This is a genomic window from Streptomyces sp. S.PB5 (genome assembly GCF_030403745.1).
GTDB lineage: Bacteria > Actinomycetota > Actinomycetes > Streptomycetales > Streptomycetaceae > Streptomyces.
On the sequence record NZ_JAQMWP010000021.1, the window covers coordinates 19148 to 37032 of the forward strand.

Here is a 17885-nt window from a genome sequence, read left to right on the forward strand (position 1 = left end):
CGCCCGGGGCGGCCGTCTAGAAGGTGTGAGATCAGTCAAAGCAGCGCTGCACGAGGTGGACGAGGAGCGTCTCGTCCGGCTGGTGGCAAAAGGCGACCGTGCCGCGTTCGAGGAGCTGTACCGGCGCACGTCACCGTGGATGGCGGTGCGGCTGCGCCGTCGGTGTGTGGACGAGCAGATCGTCGCGGAGGTCATGCAGGAGACCTACTTGGCGGTGTGGCGCGCGGCGGGCGCGTTCGCCGGGGCCGCGGTGGGAGGGACGGCCACAGGTTGGCTGTGGACGATCGCGGCGCGCCGCCTCATCGACGCGTTCCGGCGCAGGGCCCACCACGCGGAGCCGCCGCCGGCCGCCGCTCCGCCCGACGTGGCGCCCGCCGCCGAGGAGTTGGCGCTCGCGCAGACCGTCGGCGGTGAGGTCGGGGACGCGCTGCGGCGCCTCGCGCCGGAGCTGAGACAGGTGCTGCAGGCGATGGTGCTCGACGGGCTGTCCGTCCGGGAGACGGCGGTCCTGCTCGGGCTGCCCGAGGGCACGGTCAAGACCCGTGCCCGCCGGGCCCGGATCGAGATGCGGAGGACGCTGGCGTGAGTATCGAACACGCATCGAAGCGGATCATCGAGGGGTACGTGCGCGGCGGCGCGGACCTCTCCGCCGACGAAGTGTGGGCCGTGGAGGCGCATCTGGAGACGTGCCGGGTGTGCCGTGACCAGTTGTCCGCAGCTGTCGGTGCCGGGGTGCCCGCCGTGGCGTCGCTCGTCGACACCGTGTGGTCGGACCTCGAACCCCAACTCGCGGTCACTGCCACGATGCCGCACCGACAGCGCTGGTCGGCGCGGCTGTCGAGGTGGATGACGCCCACGATGGTGCCGTGGCTGGCCATGGTCGTGGGCATGACGCTGCTGGCCCTGCTGCTCGAACTGGCCGACACCGCATCCGGCGAGGTGTCGTTCGTCCTGCTGCTCGCGCCGGTCCTGCCCGTGCTCGGCGTCGCGGCGTCCTGGTCGCGCGGCCTGGACCCGGCGTACGAGCTGACGGCCTCGGTGCCCAGGGCCGGGCTTTATCTGGTGCTGCGGCGCACCGCGTCCGTGCTCGGTGTGGTCGTCCCCGCGCTGCTGGTGGGCGGCTGGGCGACGGGAGTGATGGTGGTGCAGTGGTTGCTGCCCTGTCTGGCCTTCACCTCGACGACCCTGGCACTCGGCGGAGTCGTCGGTGTCACCCGCGCCGCCTTCGCGCTGGCCGCTGTGTGGGTCGGTGTGGTGGTGGCACCCACCATGGCCACCAACCGTACGACCTTCGCCCTTCAGACAGGTGGTCTGCCTGCGTGGGGGCTGATCCTCGCACTCGGTATCGGTGTCGTGATCGCCCGCCGAGGCGCGTACACCGTGCTGGGAGCTCATCGATGACCATCGGAAAGAACATGCGAAAGGAACGCCACATGACGTCCGCGGTGAGCGCGGCCGACATCGCGCCGACGGCCTACGCCTGGGAGATCCAGGCTACCGGGCTGAAGGTCAGGGTCGGCAGGAAACGGATGGCCGTCGACGGCCTCGACCTGTCGCTGGGCATCGGCGTCCACGGACTCCTCGGCCCCAACGGGGCGGGCAAGACCACCCTCATCCGGACGCTGGCCACCGTGCTGCGTCCCACCGAGGGCAGCCTGGAGCTGCTCGGCGAGTCCGTGGGCGGCACGGGCGAGCACCGTACGGTGCGCCGCCGAATCGGCTATCTGCCGCAGGAGTTCGGCTACTACAAGCGGTTCACGGTGCGCGAGTTCGTCGAGTACATGGCGTGGCTGAAGGAGGTGCCCAAAGCGAGCATCCCCGCGGCGGTGCAGCGCGCCGTGGAGCGGGTGGGTCTGGCGGACCGCGCCGACGAGAAGATGAAGGCCCTCTCGGGTGGCATGGTGCGCAGGGTCGGCATCGCCCAGGCCATCGTCAACGACCCGACGATCCTGCTGCTGGACGAGCCGACGGTCGGCCTGGACCCGGCGCAGCGGCTGCGCTTCCGCGAGCTGCTGCAGGAGTTGGGTACGGACACGTGCGTGCTCGTCTCGACCCACCTGGTGGAGGACGTCGCCGCCGCCTGCACCGACGTGGTGCTCTTCGCCGGGGGACGGCTGGTCTTCAAGGGTCCTCCGGACGAGCTGGCCTCGGCCGGCGGCCCGGAGCACGTGGGGGACAGCCCGCTGGAGCGCGGCTACTCGGCCCTGCTGCTCAACCCCGAGCAGAGAAGGGGCACTTGGTGAACGGCCGCGTTCTGCGTATCGAGTTGAGGCGTTCGGTCGCCCCGTGGGCCGGCGTCGTGATCCTGGCGCCGGCGCTGACGTTCCTGTACGTGCCGGGCGGCGCCTGGTGGAGTGGCACCACGGCGTGGACGGCTCAGTGGACTCCACTGGCCATGTGGACCCGCTCCCTGCTGTTCTACCTTTGGCCGCTCGCCATCGGCCTCGGAGCGTTGCAGGGACTGCGCGACCACCGCTCGAAGATGTCCGAACTGCTGACGAGTACACCGCGGCCCGCCCTGCAGCGCGCGGCCACCCTGACGGGCGCGACGGCCATCACACTAGCCGGGGCTTTCATGTTCCTCGTCCTCGTGGGCGGGGTCCAGGTGCTCGCCCACACCGAGTACACGCACCTCGGATGGCTGCCGATCTCGCTGGTGGGGGTGTTCTTCCTCGTCGCGGGGGCCGTGCTCGGCATGGGGGCCGCAAGGGCCCTGCCGTCCACGCTCACCCCGCCCGCGCTGGCCATGGGCGCCTTCGTATTCACAGCCCTCATGCACATGTCGCTGGGCCGGACGGAGACAGACACGAGGGACGGGTTCACCAGCACGGAACCGAACCGGGTCTCGCTGCTGTCACCGACGTTGGAGGACGTGCGCGAGGCGTTCGTCACGCTCTCCGCCTCCGTGCACGTCGGGCAGACGTTCTGGCTGCTCGGCATGGCTGCGACCGGCTTCGCGCTGCTGGTCGCCGTGACCCCGCGCGCCCGGCTGATCGCCCTGACGCCCGTCCTGGCGGGTGCGGCGATCGCCCTGCTCGTCCTCCCCTCCGACCCGGGCCGGATGTATGTCGTCGACAAGGCCGCCGCGGAGTTGGTGTGCGACGGCCCGGTGTGCGTGACGAAGACGCAGCAGGCCCGACTCGCAGACCTCGCAGGTCCGGGCAAGGAGGCGCTGCGCCTGCTGCATGGTGCCCTGGGTGATCAGGCGCCGGACTCGGTCCGGGAGAACACCGCCGTACTGCCGAAGGGCTCCACACCGCGGTGGTCTCGCAAGACCGTGCTCCTCGACTTCGATGATGGGATCGTCGCCGCAGCGACGGGCGAGGAGCTGACCCGGGCCCTGATCGCGAAAGGCATGGTGCCAGGGTGCACTCCCGTCGGCTGGAGCAGCTTCGGGGGAGATGACTTCGCGCAGACCGTCGCGGCGGGCTGGGTCCTCGGGGACCTCAAGCCTCTCGCCGGCACGCCGGCACGTATGCGCAGCGAGGTCGAAGCGGAGACCCGCCCGGTGTGGAAGAAACTCAAGGCGCTTCCACGGGCCGAGCAGCTCTCGCGGATCAATGCGATGCGCGCCGCCGCGCTCTCCTGTGAGGGAAGCCCGTTCGATGTACTGTCCGGCGGTGCGTCCCGGTGAGATGGCTGACGTTGTACGCGCGTTCGCGTCAGGTACCCGCGTCGCTCGCCGCGGTGCTGATCGGCGCGGTGGCGGTATGGGCACTCGCCCGGGACGGGAGCTCGGGGCCCGGTGATCCGAGACTGCCCGCGCTCGTCCTCACCACGGGGGCGATGGCGGTCTCGGTCGGGCTCGGCGGGCAGGACCTCGCGCTGGACCGGACGGCCGCGATCCGCTGGGTGCCTCGCAGGGCGGCACATGTGCTCCTCGCCGGCGCGGCGGTCGCCGGGGTGCTGCTGACAGTGCAGACCGTGGGCGTGTCCATGGCCCCCACCGCGTTCGTCGTCCGGGACAGCGCGGGCCTGATAGGACTGGTCGCCCTTGGCGCGGCGCTCTCGGGCGGCCAGTACGCCTGGACGCTGCCGTTCGCCTGGCTCTCGTTCGTGTTCTTCGCCCCGCCCCCGACGAGTGTGCCGATGCAGGCGGTGATGTGGATGCTGTTGCCTCCCGGCACGGCAGCGGGCACCTGGACGGCCCTGGTCCTCATGGTCGTCGGCACCGCGGCGTACGCCGTCGCGGGTCCGAGGCGGTAGCCGGACCGGGAGACCGTCGGGCCCCGTCGGCAGGTTGATCGCGGCGATGCCGCGAAGGAGTCCCGGCCCGACCGGCCAGCGCCCCAAGCTGGACCCGCCCGGTGCAGTGCAGTCACGGGTTGATCCTGAGAAGGCCCGGGCGCGGGCGCCGGAAGTACGCGCCCGGACGTGTCAGAACCGGCGATCCGTGATGTTCCGTGAGCTTCTTCAGCGTTTGCAGCTCCAGGGTGAGGACGGCCTTGGCGATTGACGTCATGCGGTTGGGGCTGCAGCGGGACCTGCGGAAGATCCACCAGGACTTCAGGCGGGCGACCTGGAGGACGATGAGACTGCCGCTGGCGCGAGGAGATCCGGCCGGGTCAAAGTTCAGAGCAGCTTCTCGCCGATCCTGCCGTTCGGGTACAGGGCAGCGGCACGTGCAGCCAGTTGATCAGCCCTTAAGTGACCCAGGCCAGGCGGCCTGGCGGGACCATGGCGCGCGCCAGCAGCTGATCGTGACCCTGACATCTGTCAGGGTCGCAACGTCCCGGGTCCGCCCCTACAGTTCGAGGCGCCGGCTGGGCGTCCCCTGCACCGCTACGGCGGCTGAAGCGGGGGACCAGTGAGAAAAGGACAGTGGATGACCAGGACCAGGAAGTATCTCTCCCTCTGGATGGCAGCCCTCGCCCTGACGGCGGGCGGTGTGATCGCCGCCCCTTCGGCCAGTGCCGCTGCCAGCGCCGAGTGCGGAGTTCGGGCGAGCGACGGCCGGCTGTGGTGCGGGAACGGAGCCCCCGCCATTCTGCGCTCGGGCGCCTATCACGAAGCGAACATAACGGGGCAGCTCTATTCCACCTTCAGCTGGTTCGACTGCTGGACCTATGGTGGACTGCACGGCGGCGGCAACACCACCTGGTACCACACCAAGGGTGACTGGACCGCTCCTGGCTACGACGGGTGGGGCTACGTCCCGGCGGACTGGGTCAACACACCGTCCTCGTTCGACGCCGATCCGAGCGCGCGCGGTCTGCGGCACTGCTGAGAGCAGCACTGCCGAGCTCGCCGGACCACCTCCTTGATGTCGTCGGTCTCGTCCACGAGACCGACGACATCGTCGTCGTGGCGCCCCATGTCGGCGACCCATTCCCTCCCGTTAACGGTGCCTGACGGATCAGTTCCGGGTCACTCGGGGATGATCTGTCCATGGGGTATGAGGCGAAGCGCCCTTTGGGTGCAGAGCAAGATCTAGTCACAGGTGGTAGCACCCTGCCCGAGGCTACAACCACTGAGCTTCTTCGATGTGGCCAACCGATCGGGTGACGGCCCGTGCAGCGCAACGAGCGAGGCCCCCGGGCTGTTGATCGAGATGTCTGACTTCTCAATCACGTTGCTCGGGGGCCTCGGTGGTCGTCCATCCTGCCGCACTTGACCTGCCGCATGCACTCGTGGAGTGGGTCACCATGTTGATCGTCACCCGTGAGGGCGACCGGCGCTGCAAGCTCCGTCCGTCCCAGCGAGCGATGGTGGCACTGGTGTACCTGCGCGAGCACATCACTCTGGCGAAGATCGCTGCCGGGTTCGGGATCAGCGAGTCCACCGTGCATGGCTACACCAGCGCAGTCGTCGACCTCCTCGCCGCCCGTGCACCGGGTCTGCTGAAGACGCTGCGCGAGCATGATCCCGACTTCGTCCTGCTCGACGGCACTCTCGCCGAGTGCGACCGGGTCGGCGACGGCCGGGCCGACTACTCCCACAAACACCGGCGCCACGGCGTGAACGTGCAGGTCGTCACCGATCCCGGCGGCCGGCTGTTGTGGCTCTCGCCCGCCCTGCCGGGCCGCACCCACGACCTGACCGCTGCCCGCACCCACCGGATCATCCGGATCTGCGAGCGCCAGGGCGTTCCGATCGTGGCCGATCTCGCCTACCAGGGCGCCGGTCCGTGGCTGACTACGGGCATCAAACGCAGGCCCCTGAAGAAACTGACTCCCACCGAGAAGACTCGCAACCGTGCCCTGGCCGCAGCGCGCGCACCCGTCGAACGCGGCGTCGCCCGCCTGAAGTCCTGGCGGATCTTCCGCAGGTCCCGATGCAGTCCCAACCGCATGACGTCAATCGCCAAGGCCGTCCTCACACTGGAGTTGCAACGCTGAAGAAGCTCCGTGAGCGCTGGGCCGGTCGTGGGGTCGGATGTCGGGGCCGGAATTGGCCATGCTGAATGCAGCTCATGCGCGGCGATCAGCCCTTGAACCGCGGATACGCGGTCTGCAGTCGTCCTTACCCGGTGGGTAAGGACAGCTCTCCCGGTTGTTGAACCGGCCTCGGCACTCACGGTGGTCAGTCTGGTGCCGGCCAGGCAGCCGTCGATGAGGCCGGGCCGGACCTGGCTATGACGTAAGAAGCCGTTGTCTTTCCGAGAGTGGCGGGTGCGTTTCCGCTGGTCAGGTGTAGGGGCAGTGTTTCGGCGGCAGGGACGATGGGTGGTGTCGCTCGTGGATGGAGGTGCCGGGATGCCGTCGTGACGGGGTTGCTGGAGGAGCGTGAACGCGCCGCTCGGCAGCGAGTGGAGGCTCTGCAGGCCGAATTGCGCGAGGCGGAGTCTGTGTGGGAGCGGTTCGTCATCGCCCGTGAGACGTTGGGCGAGGTCCTGGGCGGGTCCCACGAAACCGGGGACACCGCGCAGGCTGTGGCGGCCGGCGAACGGCCGGTGCGGGTCACGGCCGCAGTTCCCAGTTCGGCGGTGCCGCACCGGGAGGAAGGGCTCGCGCCCACGGTTCTGGCGCCGGACTACCGGCGGATCATGGACATCCTGGCCGGTGGGAACGGAGCGGGCGGGGAGGCGATGGACTGCCGTCAACTCGCAGCGGCTCTCGGGCTGGCCGCTCCCGGCGAAGGTCGAAGCAGTGCGGTCGAAGGCGAAGCGCCTGGCCGCTCGGGGCTGGCTGACGGAGGAACGGCCGGGCCTGTTCAGCGTGTCCGTCGCGCGAGCCGGCGGCTCATGACCATGCTCATCGACCACCAGATCACCGCTTCGGAGGTGCTGGTGCGCGTCTCGTAGTCGCGGCCAGGCCGCGTGAATGCATCAGCCAGGCGAACGTGCGCTCCACCAGCCACCTCTTGGGGAGCATGGTGAAGCCACTGGTGTCGTCGCTGCGCCTGACCACGGTCAGAGCGACGCGCAGGACCTCGCGGGTGAAGTCGACGAGTTGTCCGGTGTAGCCGCCGTCGGCCCACACCCGCGTGATGTGCCAGTACCGAGCGTGCAGCCGGGCCAGCAGCGTCCGGCCCGCGTCCCGGTCGGTGACCGAGGCCGCGGTCACCGTCACAGCCAGCAGCAGTGCGAGGGTGTCCACCACGATGTGCCGCTCGCGGCCGTTGACCTTCTTCCCGCCGTCGAATCCCCTGCTCGCGGCAGGCACTGACGCGGCTCCTGTGACCGACTGCGCGTCGATGACACCGGCCGTCGGTTCCGGATTGCGGCCCACAGCCCCGCGGACCCGGCTGCGCAGCCGGTCGTGGAACTCGGCGGCCAGGACGTTGTCGCGCCAGCGACGCAAGAAGGCGTAATCGCGGTCCCACGCGGGGAAGTCCGCGGGCACCGCCCGCCAGGCGATGCCGCCCGCGACGAGATAGCGCACTGCGTTCATCGGGCGCATCCAAGTGATCAAGCGCCGCCGGCAGGGCCACAACCAGCCGACGTCAGTCCGGTAGGGAGTCCTGGTCCTCCTTCACGGGAGGAACCTCCTCGACCGGAGGCATGAAGGCCCGCAGCCACCGCTCCGTCTGTGCGACGTGGGCCTGTGCGGCGCCGGCCGCGGCGACGGGGTCGCGGTCGGCGATGGCGGTGGCCAGATTGCGGTGGTCGGCGTCGCTCTTGCGGCGCAGCTCCGGGCCCTCGGGGAGGGTGAAGACCTGGTACTTGCGGGAGCGGGCGCGGAAGACGGAGAGCAGGGAGGCGAGGGTGGGGTTGCCGCCGATCCGGGCGATCTCGGCGTGGAAGCGGTGGTCGAGCTCAGAGGCCTTGGTGGGATCGGCGGTGGCCTCCATGGCCTCGATGAGGGAGAAGAGCGTCTCCACGGACTCCGGTGTGCAGCGCGCCGCGGCCTGGGCCGCGACGTGGGCCTCCAGTACCCGGCGGATCTCGTACACCTCCAACAGGCCGGTCAGCGGCAGGAGTTCGAGGGTCAGCGAGAGGCTGCCGATGACGTCCTCCGGCCTGAGCTGGGAGACGTAGGTGCCGGAGCCGTGCCGCGGTTCGACCACTCCCAGGGCCGCGAGCATCCGTACGGCCTCGCGCAACGACCCCCGGGAGACGCCGAGTTCCTCGCAGAGCTCCCCTTCGGGCGGCATGCGCTCGCCCGCGCCGAGGCGCCCCGTGCCGATCATGTGCCGTAGACCGTGGAACGCCTTGTCGACTGCGGACATCCGACTCCTCCCGTGACTTTGAGGGGTCGGCGGCGGCATCCGGACCCTCCCGGAACTGTACCGAGTCGCCGGATCGTGAGTCATCAGATGTCTTGTGCGTATCGGCCTTGAGTCATCTGATGACTATTGCCGTCTGATCCCTTGATTGCTGGAAAATCGGCTGCCAGGATGCCGACTCATCATATGTGTCCTGGTGGGCGTCCGATGTCCTGTCAGGGTGCCCGTCCGTAGATGTGGAGTCATGTGAGCGAGACCGAGGTCACCACAGCCCCGCGCCCGCTGCTGCTGGCCGACGGCCGGCCCGCTGCCGGGGCCTGGACGCTGGACCCCGCGATGAAGCACCTGAACCACGGCTCGTTCGGGGCTGTCCCCCTGGTGGCGCAGGAGCGGCAGAACCAGCTGCGTGCGGAGATGGACCGCTCCCCGGTGGTGTGGTTCCCGGCGCTGCCGCAGCGGATCGCCGCCACCCGGGTCGAACTCGCCGCCTTCCTGCGGGTCGCCCCCGACGACCTCGCCCTGGTGCCCAACGCGAGTGCCGGTGTCAGCGTCGCGTACGCCGGCCTCTCCCGCCGCCGCGGTGGCGAGATCGTCGTCACCGATCACGGCTACGGGGCCGTGACCATGGGAGCCGAACGGCTGGCCCGCCGCTGGGGCGGCCAGGTGCGCACCGCCCGGGTGCCGCTGGACGCGGACGAGGAGCAGGCGTACGAAGCCGTCGCCGCCGAAGTGGGCGAGGCCACCGACCTCATCGTCCTCGACCACATCACCTCGGCGACCGCACGCCGGATGCCGGTGGAACGGATCGGCGCTGAGGCCCGGCGGCGCGGCATCCCGCTGCTCGTGGACGGCGCGCACGTCCCCGGTCTGATCCCCGCCCCCCTCGACGGGGTGACGTGCGACTTCTGGGTCGGCAACCTGCACAAGTGGGGCTGCGCACCGCGCGGCACCGCCGCCCTGGTCGCACGCGGAGCGCTGCGCGAACGGCTCTACCCCCTGATCGACTCGTGGGGCGCTGCCGATCCGTATCCCGACCGCTTCGACCAGCAGGGCACGGTCGACGTCACCGGCTACCTGGCGGCGCCGACGGCACTGGACTTCATCGAGCGCACCTGGGGCTGGAGCACCGCCCGCCAGTACATGGACGACCTGGCCGGCTACGGCGAGCGCGTCGTCGGCGTCGCCTTCGCCGAACTGACCGGCGTCTCCAGCGCCGTCGACGTGGGCATGCCGGTTCCCGGCATGCGGCTGGTGCGGCTGCCCGCGGGGCTGGCCGGCAGCCGCGTCGAGGCCGACGCGCTGCGCGACCGGGCGGCCCGGGAACTGGGGGTGGAGACGGCCTTCACCAGCTTCGGCGGCGTCGGCTACCTGCGGCTGTCCGCCCACGTCTACAACACCGCAGCCGACTACGAGTACTTCGCCGAGGCCTGCGTCCCCGTCCTCGGCGAGTGGGCCCGCGCGGCCCGCGAACAGCCCGGCGCGTCGTAGGCGGCGCGACCCCCCAACCCCCGTCCCCGAAGCCGCTGCCAGCGCGGCCGTATCCAAGGAAGAGGTCGGCACGATGAGAAGAAGGACGGCAGCACTCGCCCTCGGCACAGCCAGCGCGTTGGTCCTGTCCGGCTGCTCCGCCATGAGCGGTGGTGAGGGCGGCGGAACCGTCACCCTGAACATGGTCGAGAGCCTGACGAACCCCGCCCGCACGGACCTGCTGAAGGACCTCATAGCGGACTTCCAGGACCAGAACCCCAAGATCAAGGTCAATCTGATCTCGCCGCCCACCGAGCAGGCCGACCAGAAGATCCAGCAGATGCTCCAGTCCGGCAGCGGCGTGGACACCCTCGAGGTGCGGGACACCACCGTGGGCCCGTGGTCGAACAACGGCTGGCTCTACGACATGAAGAAGGACCTGGGGCCCTGGAAGGGCTGGCAGGCCATGACGGAGAACGCCGTCGAAGCCTCCGAGGACGCCGACGGCAAGACGTACTTCGTCCCGTACGGCTTCTACGGCCTGAGCGTCTTCTACCGCACCGACCTGATCAAGGAGGCCGGTTTCAGCAAGCCGCCGGCCACCTGGGAGGAACTGCTGACGCAGGCCTCCGCCATCCACGACCCGGCGAAGCGCCGGTACGGATACGCCTTCCGAGGCGGGGCCAACGCCAACGGCAACGCCACCGCCGTCATCGAGGCATACGTCGCCGACGAGATCGACCCCGCCGACGGCTTCAAGCTCAAGGACGGCAGCACGATCTTCTCCGCGCCCGAGGCCCTCGACGCGATGGAGACGTATCTCAAGCTCTTCAAGCAGGCGTCCCCGAAGTCGTCGGTGTCCTGGGGCTACCCGGAGATGGTCGAGGGCTTCTCCAACGGCTCCACGGCCTTCCTCCTGCAGGATCCCGAAGTGATCGCCACCGTCTCGGAGTCCAAGGCCATCGCGAAGGACCAGTGGGACACCGCACCGCTGGTGGCGGGCCCCAGCGGCAAGACCGTCCAGCCGCTGGCCACCGCCGGATGGGGCGTCGCGGCCGGCAGCAAGCACAAGGCCGAGGCCGTCAAGCTGGTCGAGTTTCTCTCCGAGGGTGAGGCGTCGACGACCTTCACCAAGAAGAACAGCCTGGTGCCGATCCTCAAGTCGGCGACCGAGGACCCGTTCTACAAGACCGGCCCCTGGTCCAGCTACGTCACCATGACGGAGCACCCGGAGAAGTACCTCAACGTCAGCCAGCCGCGTGGCGTCGCCTGGTGGACCGAGTGGCAGCAGAAGGCCGATGCCGACGTGCAGAAGATGGTGCTCGGCAAGACGACGCCCAAGGAATTGCTGGCCGGCTGGGACACGTACTGGACCGAGAAGCGGCAGCAGGAGCAGTAGGCATGCCCACCGCGTCCGAAGCGACGAGTACCACGAAAGCGACGAAATCGGCGTCGGCGCGCTCCTTGCGGAACCGGAAGGGGGGAGCCCCGCCCGCCCGCGGCGCGGAACGGGGCCGCCGCAAGCCGGAGTTCACCTCCCGCCGAGGCCTGCTCATCGCCGCTTTCATGGCCCCGGCCGCGATCTTCGTGGCGGTCTTCACGTACTACCCCATGATCGCCGGCAGCCAGATGGCCTTCCGCCACTGGAATCTGACGGATCTGTCCGACACCTCCTGGGTGGGCCTGCAGAACTTCCGCGACGTCTTCGCCGACCCAGCCTGGGGCACCGTGCTCGGCAACACCGCTGTCTGGGTATTCGGGTCGATCGTGCCTCAACTGCTGATCGGCTTCGCCCTCGCCTTGTGGCTGCGCCGGAAGTTCCGCTTCCGTGGCCTCTACCAGGCGCTGGTCTTCTTCCCCTGGGCGATCTCCGGATTCCTCATCGGCATCCTGTTCCGCTGGCTGTTCAACAGCGAGTTCGGCGTCGTCAACGACCTGCTGCAGAAGGCGGGGCTGATCGACGAGCCGGTCGCCTGGCTGGCCGATCCCAAGACGGCGATGTTCGCCGTCGTGGTCGCCAACGTCTGGTACGGGGTCACCTTCTTCACGATCATGATCCTGGCCGCGCTGCAGTCCATTCCCGAGGAGTTGTACGAGGCGGCGGCGCTCGACGGCGCCGGCAAGGTGCGCACGCTGTTCCAGATCACCATCCCGTACATCCGGGTCACCCTCGCGCTGACCGTGCTGCTACGCGTCATCTGGATCTTCAACTTCCCCGACCTGATCTTCGGAATGACCGGCGGCGGACCCAACAACGAGACGCACATTGTGACCACCTGGATGATCAAGATCACCCAGCAGGGCGACTACGGCAGGGCCTCCGCGCTCGGCCTCATCGTGGTCGCCACGCTGCTGGTGTTCGCGGTCTTCTTCCTTCTGGCCACACGTGAGAAGCGAGAGGTGAAGCCGTGATCGGCAAGGAGTCCACGGCCGGCCGGGCCACCAAGTTCACCTTCCTGGGGCTGTGGCTGGTCTTCACCGTCTTCCCGCTCTACTGGATCACCGTTACGTCGCTGAAGGCGCCCGGCGACATCTTCGCCTTCCCGATCGCCTATTGGCCCGAACACTTCTCGCTGGAGAACTACAGCGGGCTGTTCGGCAAGGCCGACTTCGGCGTCTACCTCACCAACAGCCTCATCGTCGCGACGGTCGCGGGTGCGGTGGCCACGGTGATCTCGATGCTGTCGGCGTACGTGCTGGCCCGCTTCGAGTTCCGTACCAAGTCAGCGCTGTTGATGGCCGCGCTGGTCACCCAGATGATCCCGACCTTCATCGCCCTCGGGCCGCTGTATCTGCTCATGACCGACCTCAAGCTGGTCGACAACCGGCTCGGACTGATCCTCGTCTACATCGCCGTCTGCATCCCGTTCTGCACGGTGATGCTCCGCGGCTTCTTCGAGAACATCCCGGACGCGCTGGAGGAGGCCGCCATGATCGACGGCCTCTCCCGGTTCGGGGCGCTGTTCCGGGTGCTGCTGCCGGTGATGCGTCCCGGGATCGTGGCCGCGTTCATCTTCAACTTCGTCAACTGTTGGAACGAGCTGTTCCTGTCGGTGACGCTGATGAACAGCGACGGCAACAAGACCGTGCCCACGGCTCTGAACGGGTTCATCTCCAGCTTCAACATCGACTGGGGCTCGATGTCCGCGGCGGCGGTCCTCACCATCCTGCCCACGATGGTGCTGTTCGCCTTTGCCAGCCGCCACATCGTTCAAGGGCTCACCGCCGGCGCGGTGAAGGGATGAGCAATCGCGCCCCGCCCCGCGAGGCGGGGCGCGATTTCCGACGGGGGAGGGCGTCAGCAGCTGAGGTTGCCGCCCGGGTCCACGCCCAAAAGCTGCGTGAACTGCTGGTACTTGTCGATGCGGCTCTGTACCTGCGAGCACCAAGGACCGCCTCAAGGTCGCCCGCGCCCACGCCCAGGTCGCTGACGCGCGCCGTGAGTTCCACCACCAGCTCTCCACGAAGCTGATCTGCGAGAATCAGGCAATCGCGGTGGAGGACCTGGCGGTGAAAGGACTCGCGCGCACCAGGGTGGCCAAGTCGGTGCAGGATGCTGGATGGGCATCGTTCCTCGGCATGCTCGCGTACAAGGCGCAACGGTATGGCCGCACCCTGGTCATGATCGGCCGGTTCACCCCGCCGTCCCAGACCTGCTCCACCTGCGGCGCCGTCCACGACCGGGACACCAACGCCGCGATCAACGTGAAGACGGCCGCCGGACTGGCGGCATCGGCCTGCGGAGCGCCGGTAAGACCAGGAGCAGTCCCGGCACAGCGCGAAGAAACAGGAAGCCACGGATTCCCGACCGGAAACCGTGCCGCGTAGCGGCACAGCAACCAGTCGAGAAGGCCAGAATCCTCGTCCTTCAGGACGACGAGCATGTCAACGATCCGGGCGTCTGCGGCCTGCCTGTTCCGTGCTGTCGGCGCCTTCCCCCGGCACGTACACGAATGCCGCGTGCGGATAGTCGGCGGCCACCACAGGGGAGGCCTCCAAGGTGTAGTCGTACGTGATCCTCTCGTACTCCTCATGGCTGAGTTCCACCGACGAAACTCCGAGGCGGTACAAACAGGCGTCCGCCCCTGACAGTTCTCCCGCGATCGGGGTGAGACCGGAGAAGTCGTCGTGCCGCACCTCGCGGAGCTTCGGCGCTCAGAACACCTTGACCCCATCCGGCTTGCGTGCCGCGGGGTGGTGCCCGGTAGGTCACCCCGCCCCAGGGCGTCAGGTCGACCAGAGCACTGCGCCGTTCTGGACGATGACCACCTTGGCGTTGGCACGCAGGACGAGTTGGGCTCCTTCGTGGCCCCAGGTCTGAGAGGCCCAGATGGGGCGGTCCTCGCCATTGTGGATCACGAGGTTGCCGTCCGACTGGAAGATTGCCCGGTGGTTCGAGCCGAAGGTCATGGACGCCCAGATGGGGTCGCCGTGCTCGTTGTAGACGACGAGGTTGCCGTCGGTCTGCATGACCATCCGGATGCGGTTCGTCGTCCAGGCCTGGTTGACCTCCAGGACGCTGGTCGCGAAGACGGTCTCGGTGCTCCAGTTCGGCTGCGGGGTCGCCCTGGGCTTTGCCGTCGGTTTTTCCGTCGGCTTCGTCGCCGGTTTGCTGCTCGGGCTGGACTCCGGCGCGGGCGCGACCGGCTGGGGAGCGGCGACCTTGGCCGGCGCGCTCTTCGTCGCGGTCGCTTTCTTCGAGGACGGACTGGGCTTCTCGGCCACGTAGTCGTCGAGGGCTGCGGGAGCGGACGTCGGGTTCAGAACGGTGTCGGAGCCCTCCGCGGCCAACCCGTTGGTGGAATCCGGGGGGCCGTCGTCCTTCGCGCTGCCGGTCAGCAGGAGCGGAATGGCTATCAACGCGGCGCCGGCTATCGCCGCGCCCGCCAGGATCGGCTTGCGCGGACGTCCACTGCCGACACCGGTGTTGGTCTTGGTGCCGGGCGGCATCGCCGCTACGACGGCCGCCACGGCGACGCGCTCCTCAGATGCCTCGGTGGTCCCGGCTGCTGCTGAGGCAGCGGCTTCCCCGGACCCGGACCCGGTGGAGGTGGTGGTCTCCCTGGTGGCAGTGGCGGCGGTGGTCTCCTCGGCTGCGGAGGCGGCCGGTTCCTCGGCCCCGGTGGCACCGGTCTCAGCCGCGGCGTTCCCGGTCTTCGCCCCGGTGTTCCCGGAATCCGCCTCCGGTGCAGGAGTTGCGGCCGGGGCCTGGCTCGGGGCCGGCTCGTCCGGTGCGTCAGGCGCGGGCGGTAATCCGGTCTCCCCTGCCCGGGTGGCGGCCGCCTCCGCGTTCGCGTCGGGGGTGGGGTGCTGGGGGGACATGCGGTACTCCTCCTCGGTGGCGGAGTTGTCGGTTGTGGCCGGGGCCTGTGCAGTGGTCGGCTGGACGAACACCGGGAAGTCCGGCGGGCGTTGATCGAGTGCCGCGCCGGGATGGGCCGGTTCGGCCCGGTCGCAGTCGTCGAGGTGCACCGACCCGCCGCGGTGGCGGCCGCAGACCGATCCGACGCCTTCTCGAGCTGCCAGGTCTTCCCGTACGGCCCAACTTAGCCCGTACCAAAGGCGATCAGTCGACCACCTCCCCCAACTCTGTCGTCGCTTTGTCCACTCACGCCACGCTGCTCCCGGAAAGTTCCCGCCCCGGGCGGCAAACGGGCGCGCGGGCGCGCGATTCGGACCCTGCCAGCTCCGCAACGGGCGGTGCTCGTGTGGCATCCTGGGGCTCCCGATCTGATCATCGTCGGCACGTGCGAAAGCCGACGGCGCCCAAGTGTTCGTACTGACCGAAGAGTTCAGGTGGAGATGCGGCCCGGACAACGGCTAGAAGGCGGGCCCGACGTGCCTGACAGCTCTGGGCCGGTCACCGACACACCCCAGATACCCGAGGCCGTACGGGACGCCGCCCGCCGGGCGCCGGGCCACTGGATCGGGATGGTGGACCCCGAGTGGACCGCGGACCATGTACCGCCGGAATGGGCGGTGTTGGGGGAGTGGCAGTCCGACGAGAGCGGGGAGGTCGGGGGCTACCGTCCCAACCCGGCCTACCGGCCCTCGGCCCGGGTGCTCGGCTGGCCGGAGCCCACCGACCCGGTGGACGCGGCGGCGCAGCGGGCCGCCACCGGTTACGGTTCGCTGGACGAGGCAATCTCGGCGCTCGCACAAGCGGAGATCACTGTGGTGCGCGGGCCGGACGGCGGGCCGCTGACGGCAACCGGTCTGGACGGGGCCCCGGTGATCCTTTTGTTCACCTCGCCGGCACACGAGTTCATGTCCGCTGCACTTCACCATGACACCGTTCCGGCACAGGACTTGGCCCGATCGTTGCGCGGTTCCGGCGCGCAGCTGATGGTCAACGCCGGTGCCGCGGCCCCCCTGCTCGTCCCGGCGGACAGGCTCCTCGACGCCTTACCCGAACCGGAAGCCGAGCAGGCGCCCGCGGCCCCCTCCGAGGTCGGGACCCGCAGCTCTTCCGAACCCTGGCCCCATACCACAGGGAGGACCCCGTGACGCGTCCGGCCCAGCACACCCCCACCTCCGCGCAGGCGGAGTCCGGTTCCGCCGGTGAGGAGACGGCCTCGACCGCCGTCGTCGCCCAGCCCCAGCCTGAGGCTGAGGCGGAGGCTGAGTCCACCCAATCTCAGGGCGAGGCCGGCAGAGCGAAGCCCGGCGCCGAGGTTCAGGCGTCGGCCGCCGCACCCGAGGCCGCCGCCGAAGGCTCTGCCACCGAGCCAGGGCCCGAATCCGAAGCCGCCCCCGGCAGCCGGTCCGAGTCCGAAGCCGAGCCGAACTCCGATTCGGAGTCCGACGCCGGCGCCGCCGCGGAGGCCAAGAGCCGGCTGCCCGCGCTCGTGCGGACCATGACCGCGACCGCCATCGACCGGCCGCAGCAGCAGGCCGCTCCCGTGGGGCGTCCGGGCAAGGCGGTGCTGGCCGGGGCCGCGGTCGCTGGGGCACTGCTGGTGTCGGTGCCGTTCTTCGTGCTCACCGGGGGCGACGACAAGGGCGCCAAAGCGGCGCCGGCGGGAGGCACCGTGCTCGGTGGCGGCGCACAGGAGGCGCCGGGTGACTTCGTGGTGACCAAGCCCGGCACAGGGACGCCGGACGACGGGGAGAGGTCCGCCAAGCCCGACAAGCCGGTGAAGCAAGCCCCCGGCGGGGGAGCGGCGCAGGGCTCGGGCAAGGAGACGCCGAAGCAGGACGGCGGCGGGAAGGACCAGCCCGAGGGGGACTCGGGCAAGCGGGGCGAGCCCGCCGAGTCGGGTGGCGGGAAGACGTCCGGGGGCGGCGGCGCCGACCGGCCCGCGAACTCCAGTTCGGGCGTGACGTTCAGCGCCCCGGTCTCCCTGCGCAGCCACCTCTCCGGCCGCTGCCTCGACGTACCGAACGCCGACTTCGGCGACGGCAAGAAGCTGTTCGTGTGGGACTGCAACAACGGAGTGGCGCAGAAGTGGCAGTTCGCCTCCGACGGCACCATGCGCATCCAGGGCTTGTGCCTGGATGTGGCCAACGCGAACTACAACGACGGCACTCCGATCCAGATCGCCCGGTGCAGTGGCAACGCCGCCCAGAAGTTCGTCCTGAACGAGCGCCACGACCTGGTCAACACGGTCGTCGGCAAGTGCGTCGACATCAAGGACAACAACACGGGCAACGGCGCCTGGCTGCAACTGTGGACCTGCGCCGGCACCGACAACCAGAAGTGGAGCGTCTGAGCGCGCTCCGGACGCCTTCCGGCCGAGAGCATCACTCCCGGCATCTGCCCGCCCCGGCAGCGGGGCATGATGGCCCCGTCGGTTCGCCGACATCCGCCC

General features: G+C 69.5%; 18 protein-coding genes and 3 pseudogenes. 15 read left to right on the forward strand and 6 right to left on the reverse strand.

Going from position 1 to position 17885, the window contains the following annotated elements:
- The first annotated feature begins 82 nt into the window (after positions 1-82).
- From PH203_RS40100 to PH203_RS40120, 5 genes are read left to right on the forward strand one after another with little or no spacing between them, the layout of a single operon-like run.
- Positions 83-586 carry an RNA polymerase sigma factor gene (locus PH203_RS40100; RefSeq protein ID WP_289927018.1) on the forward strand — a complete coding sequence of 168 codons (504 nt, stop codon included), beginning with the start codon at positions 83-85 and terminating at the stop codon, positions 584-586.
- A complete protein-coding gene (locus tag PH203_RS40105; RefSeq protein WP_289926858.1) occupies positions 583-1401 on the forward strand; it encodes a zf-HC2 domain-containing protein in 819 nt (272 codons plus the stop codon). Before PH203_RS40100 ends, PH203_RS40105 begins: the two co-directional genes overlap by 4 nt.
- Before the next feature lie 32 nt (positions 1402-1433).
- Entirely contained in the window at positions 1434-2243 is an 810-nt protein-coding gene (locus PH203_RS40110; RefSeq protein ID WP_289926859.1) for an ABC transporter ATP-binding protein, read from the forward strand.
- Positions 2240-3634, forward strand: coding sequence for a hypothetical protein (locus PH203_RS40115; RefSeq protein WP_289926860.1), 1395 nt, complete (start codon positions 2240-2242; stop codon positions 3632-3634). Before PH203_RS40110 ends, PH203_RS40115 begins: the two co-directional genes overlap by 4 nt.
- Positions 3631-4206, forward strand: a complete 576-nt coding sequence (locus tag PH203_RS40120; protein WP_289926862.1) for a hypothetical protein — start codon at positions 3631-3633, stop codon at positions 4204-4206. The genes PH203_RS40115 and PH203_RS40120 overlap by 4 nt, the downstream gene beginning before the upstream one ends.
- A 214-nt stretch (positions 4207-4420) precedes the next feature.
- Here the strand turns inward: PH203_RS40120 and PH203_RS40125 are convergent.
- Positions 4421-4519, reverse strand: a pseudogene (locus PH203_RS40125) (IS5/IS1182 family transposase); the annotation flags it as partial.
- Between the two features lie 306 nt (positions 4520-4825).
- Between PH203_RS40125 and PH203_RS40130 the strand changes: the two are divergent.
- From PH203_RS40130 to PH203_RS40140, 3 genes are all read left to right on the forward strand, one after another.
- The gene (locus PH203_RS40130; protein WP_225890818.1) at positions 4826-5227 is read left to right on the forward strand and encodes a hypothetical protein; all 402 of its coding nucleotides are present in this window, start codon (positions 4826-4828) and stop codon (positions 5225-5227) included.
- Between the two features lie 361 nt (positions 5228-5588).
- Positions 5589-6338: a transposase family protein gene (locus tag PH203_RS40135; RefSeq protein ID WP_289926865.1), complete on the forward strand. Its 750-nt coding sequence runs from the start codon at positions 5589-5591 to the stop codon at positions 6336-6338.
- A gap of 365 nt (positions 6339-6703) precedes the next feature.
- Entirely contained in the window at positions 6704-7243 is a 540-nt protein-coding gene (locus PH203_RS40140; protein ID WP_289926867.1) for a hypothetical protein, read from the forward strand.
- On the opposite strand, the gene PH203_RS40145 is transcribed toward PH203_RS40140, so the two are convergent.
- Positions 7209-7832, reverse strand: a complete 624-nt coding sequence (locus tag PH203_RS40145) for an IS5 family transposase (RefSeq protein WP_289926870.1) — start codon at positions 7830-7832, stop codon at positions 7209-7211. The genes PH203_RS40140 and PH203_RS40145 overlap by 35 nt on opposite strands.
- Positions 7833-7884: 52 nt before the next feature.
- Complete coding sequence (locus tag PH203_RS40150) at positions 7885-8610, reverse strand: FCD domain-containing protein (protein WP_289926871.1); 726 nt, start codon at positions 8608-8610, stop codon at positions 7885-7887.
- Positions 8611-8853: 243 nt separating this feature from the next.
- On the opposite strand from PH203_RS40150, the gene PH203_RS40155 reads away from it, so the two are divergent.
- The 4 genes from PH203_RS40155 to PH203_RS40170 all read left to right on the forward strand — a co-directional run bounded on the left by PH203_RS40155 (position 8854) and on the right by PH203_RS40170 (position 13319).
- Positions 8854-10095 (forward strand): aminotransferase class V-fold PLP-dependent enzyme, encoded by a 1242-nt coding sequence (locus PH203_RS40155; protein ID WP_289926873.1) that lies wholly within the window; start codon positions 8854-8856, stop codon positions 10093-10095.
- Between the two features lie 73 nt (positions 10096-10168).
- Complete coding sequence (locus tag PH203_RS40160) at positions 10169-11473, forward strand: sugar ABC transporter substrate-binding protein (protein ID WP_289926874.1); 1305 nt, start codon at positions 10169-10171, stop codon at positions 11471-11473.
- A gap of 2 nt (positions 11474-11475) precedes the next feature.
- Positions 11476-12486: a sugar ABC transporter permease gene (locus PH203_RS40165; RefSeq protein WP_289926876.1), complete on the forward strand. Its 1011-nt coding sequence runs from the start codon at positions 11476-11478 to the stop codon at positions 12484-12486.
- Positions 12483-13319 (forward strand): carbohydrate ABC transporter permease, encoded by an 837-nt coding sequence (locus PH203_RS40170; protein ID WP_289926877.1) that lies wholly within the window; start codon positions 12483-12485, stop codon positions 13317-13319. Before PH203_RS40165 ends, PH203_RS40170 begins: the two co-directional genes overlap by 4 nt.
- Before the next feature lie 53 nt (positions 13320-13372).
- Here PH203_RS40170 and PH203_RS40175 read toward each other — a convergent pair.
- Positions 13373-13456, reverse strand: a pseudogene (locus tag PH203_RS40175) (chitinase); the annotation flags it as partial.
- A gap of 11 nt (positions 13457-13467) precedes the next feature.
- Between PH203_RS40175 and PH203_RS40180 the strand changes: the two are divergent.
- A pseudogene (locus PH203_RS40180) lies at positions 13468-13902 on the forward strand (transposase); the annotation flags it as partial.
- A 57-nt stretch (positions 13903-13959) separates the two neighbouring features.
- Here PH203_RS40180 and PH203_RS40185 read toward each other — a convergent pair.
- Entirely contained in the window at positions 13960-14211 is a 252-nt protein-coding gene (locus tag PH203_RS40185) for a hypothetical protein (protein ID WP_289926881.1), read from the reverse strand.
- Positions 14212-14301: 90 nt separating this feature from the next.
- Entirely contained in the window at positions 14302-15546 is a 1245-nt protein-coding gene (locus PH203_RS40190) for a mannose-binding protein (RefSeq protein ID WP_354671299.1), read from the reverse strand.
- Between the two features lie 324 nt (positions 15547-15870).
- Here PH203_RS40190 and PH203_RS40195 point away from each other — a divergent pair, with 324 nt between their 5' ends.
- Both PH203_RS40195 and PH203_RS40200 read left to right on the forward strand, forming a co-directional pair.
- Positions 15871-16581 carry a type VII secretion system-associated protein gene (locus tag PH203_RS40195; protein WP_289926882.1) on the forward strand — a complete coding sequence of 237 codons (711 nt, stop codon included), beginning with the start codon at positions 15871-15873 and terminating at the stop codon, positions 16579-16581.
- Positions 16578-17786, forward strand: coding sequence for a ricin-type beta-trefoil lectin domain protein (locus tag PH203_RS40200; RefSeq protein ID WP_289926883.1), 1209 nt, complete (start codon positions 16578-16580; stop codon positions 17784-17786). Before PH203_RS40195 ends, PH203_RS40200 begins: the two co-directional genes overlap by 4 nt.
- Positions 17787-17885: the final 99 nt, after the last annotated feature.

What these genes read in the sequence shown, in the direction of transcription:
- PH203_RS40130 (WP_225890818.1), top strand. Translation starts at nt 4,826, where the DNA reads ATGACCAGGACCAGGAAGTATCTCTCCCTCTGGATGGCAGCCCTCGCC.
- PH203_RS40165 (WP_289926876.1), top strand. Translation starts at nt 11,476, where the DNA reads ATGCCCACCGCGTCCGAAGCGACGAGTACCACGAAAGCGACGAAATCG.
- PH203_RS40160 (WP_289926874.1), top strand. Translation starts at nt 10,169, where the DNA reads ATGAGAAGAAGGACGGCAGCACTCGCCCTCGGCACAGCCAGCGCGTTG.
- PH203_RS40145 (WP_289926870.1), bottom strand. Translation starts at nt 7,832, where the DNA reads ATGAACGCAGTGCGCTATCTCGTCGCGGGCGGCATCGCCTGGCGGGCG.
- PH203_RS40110 (WP_289926859.1), top strand. Translation starts at nt 1,434, where the DNA reads ATGACGTCCGCGGTGAGCGCGGCCGACATCGCGCCGACGGCCTACGCC.
- PH203_RS40150 (WP_289926871.1), bottom strand. Translation starts at nt 8,610, where the DNA reads ATGTCCGCAGTCGACAAGGCGTTCCACGGTCTACGGCACATGATCGGC.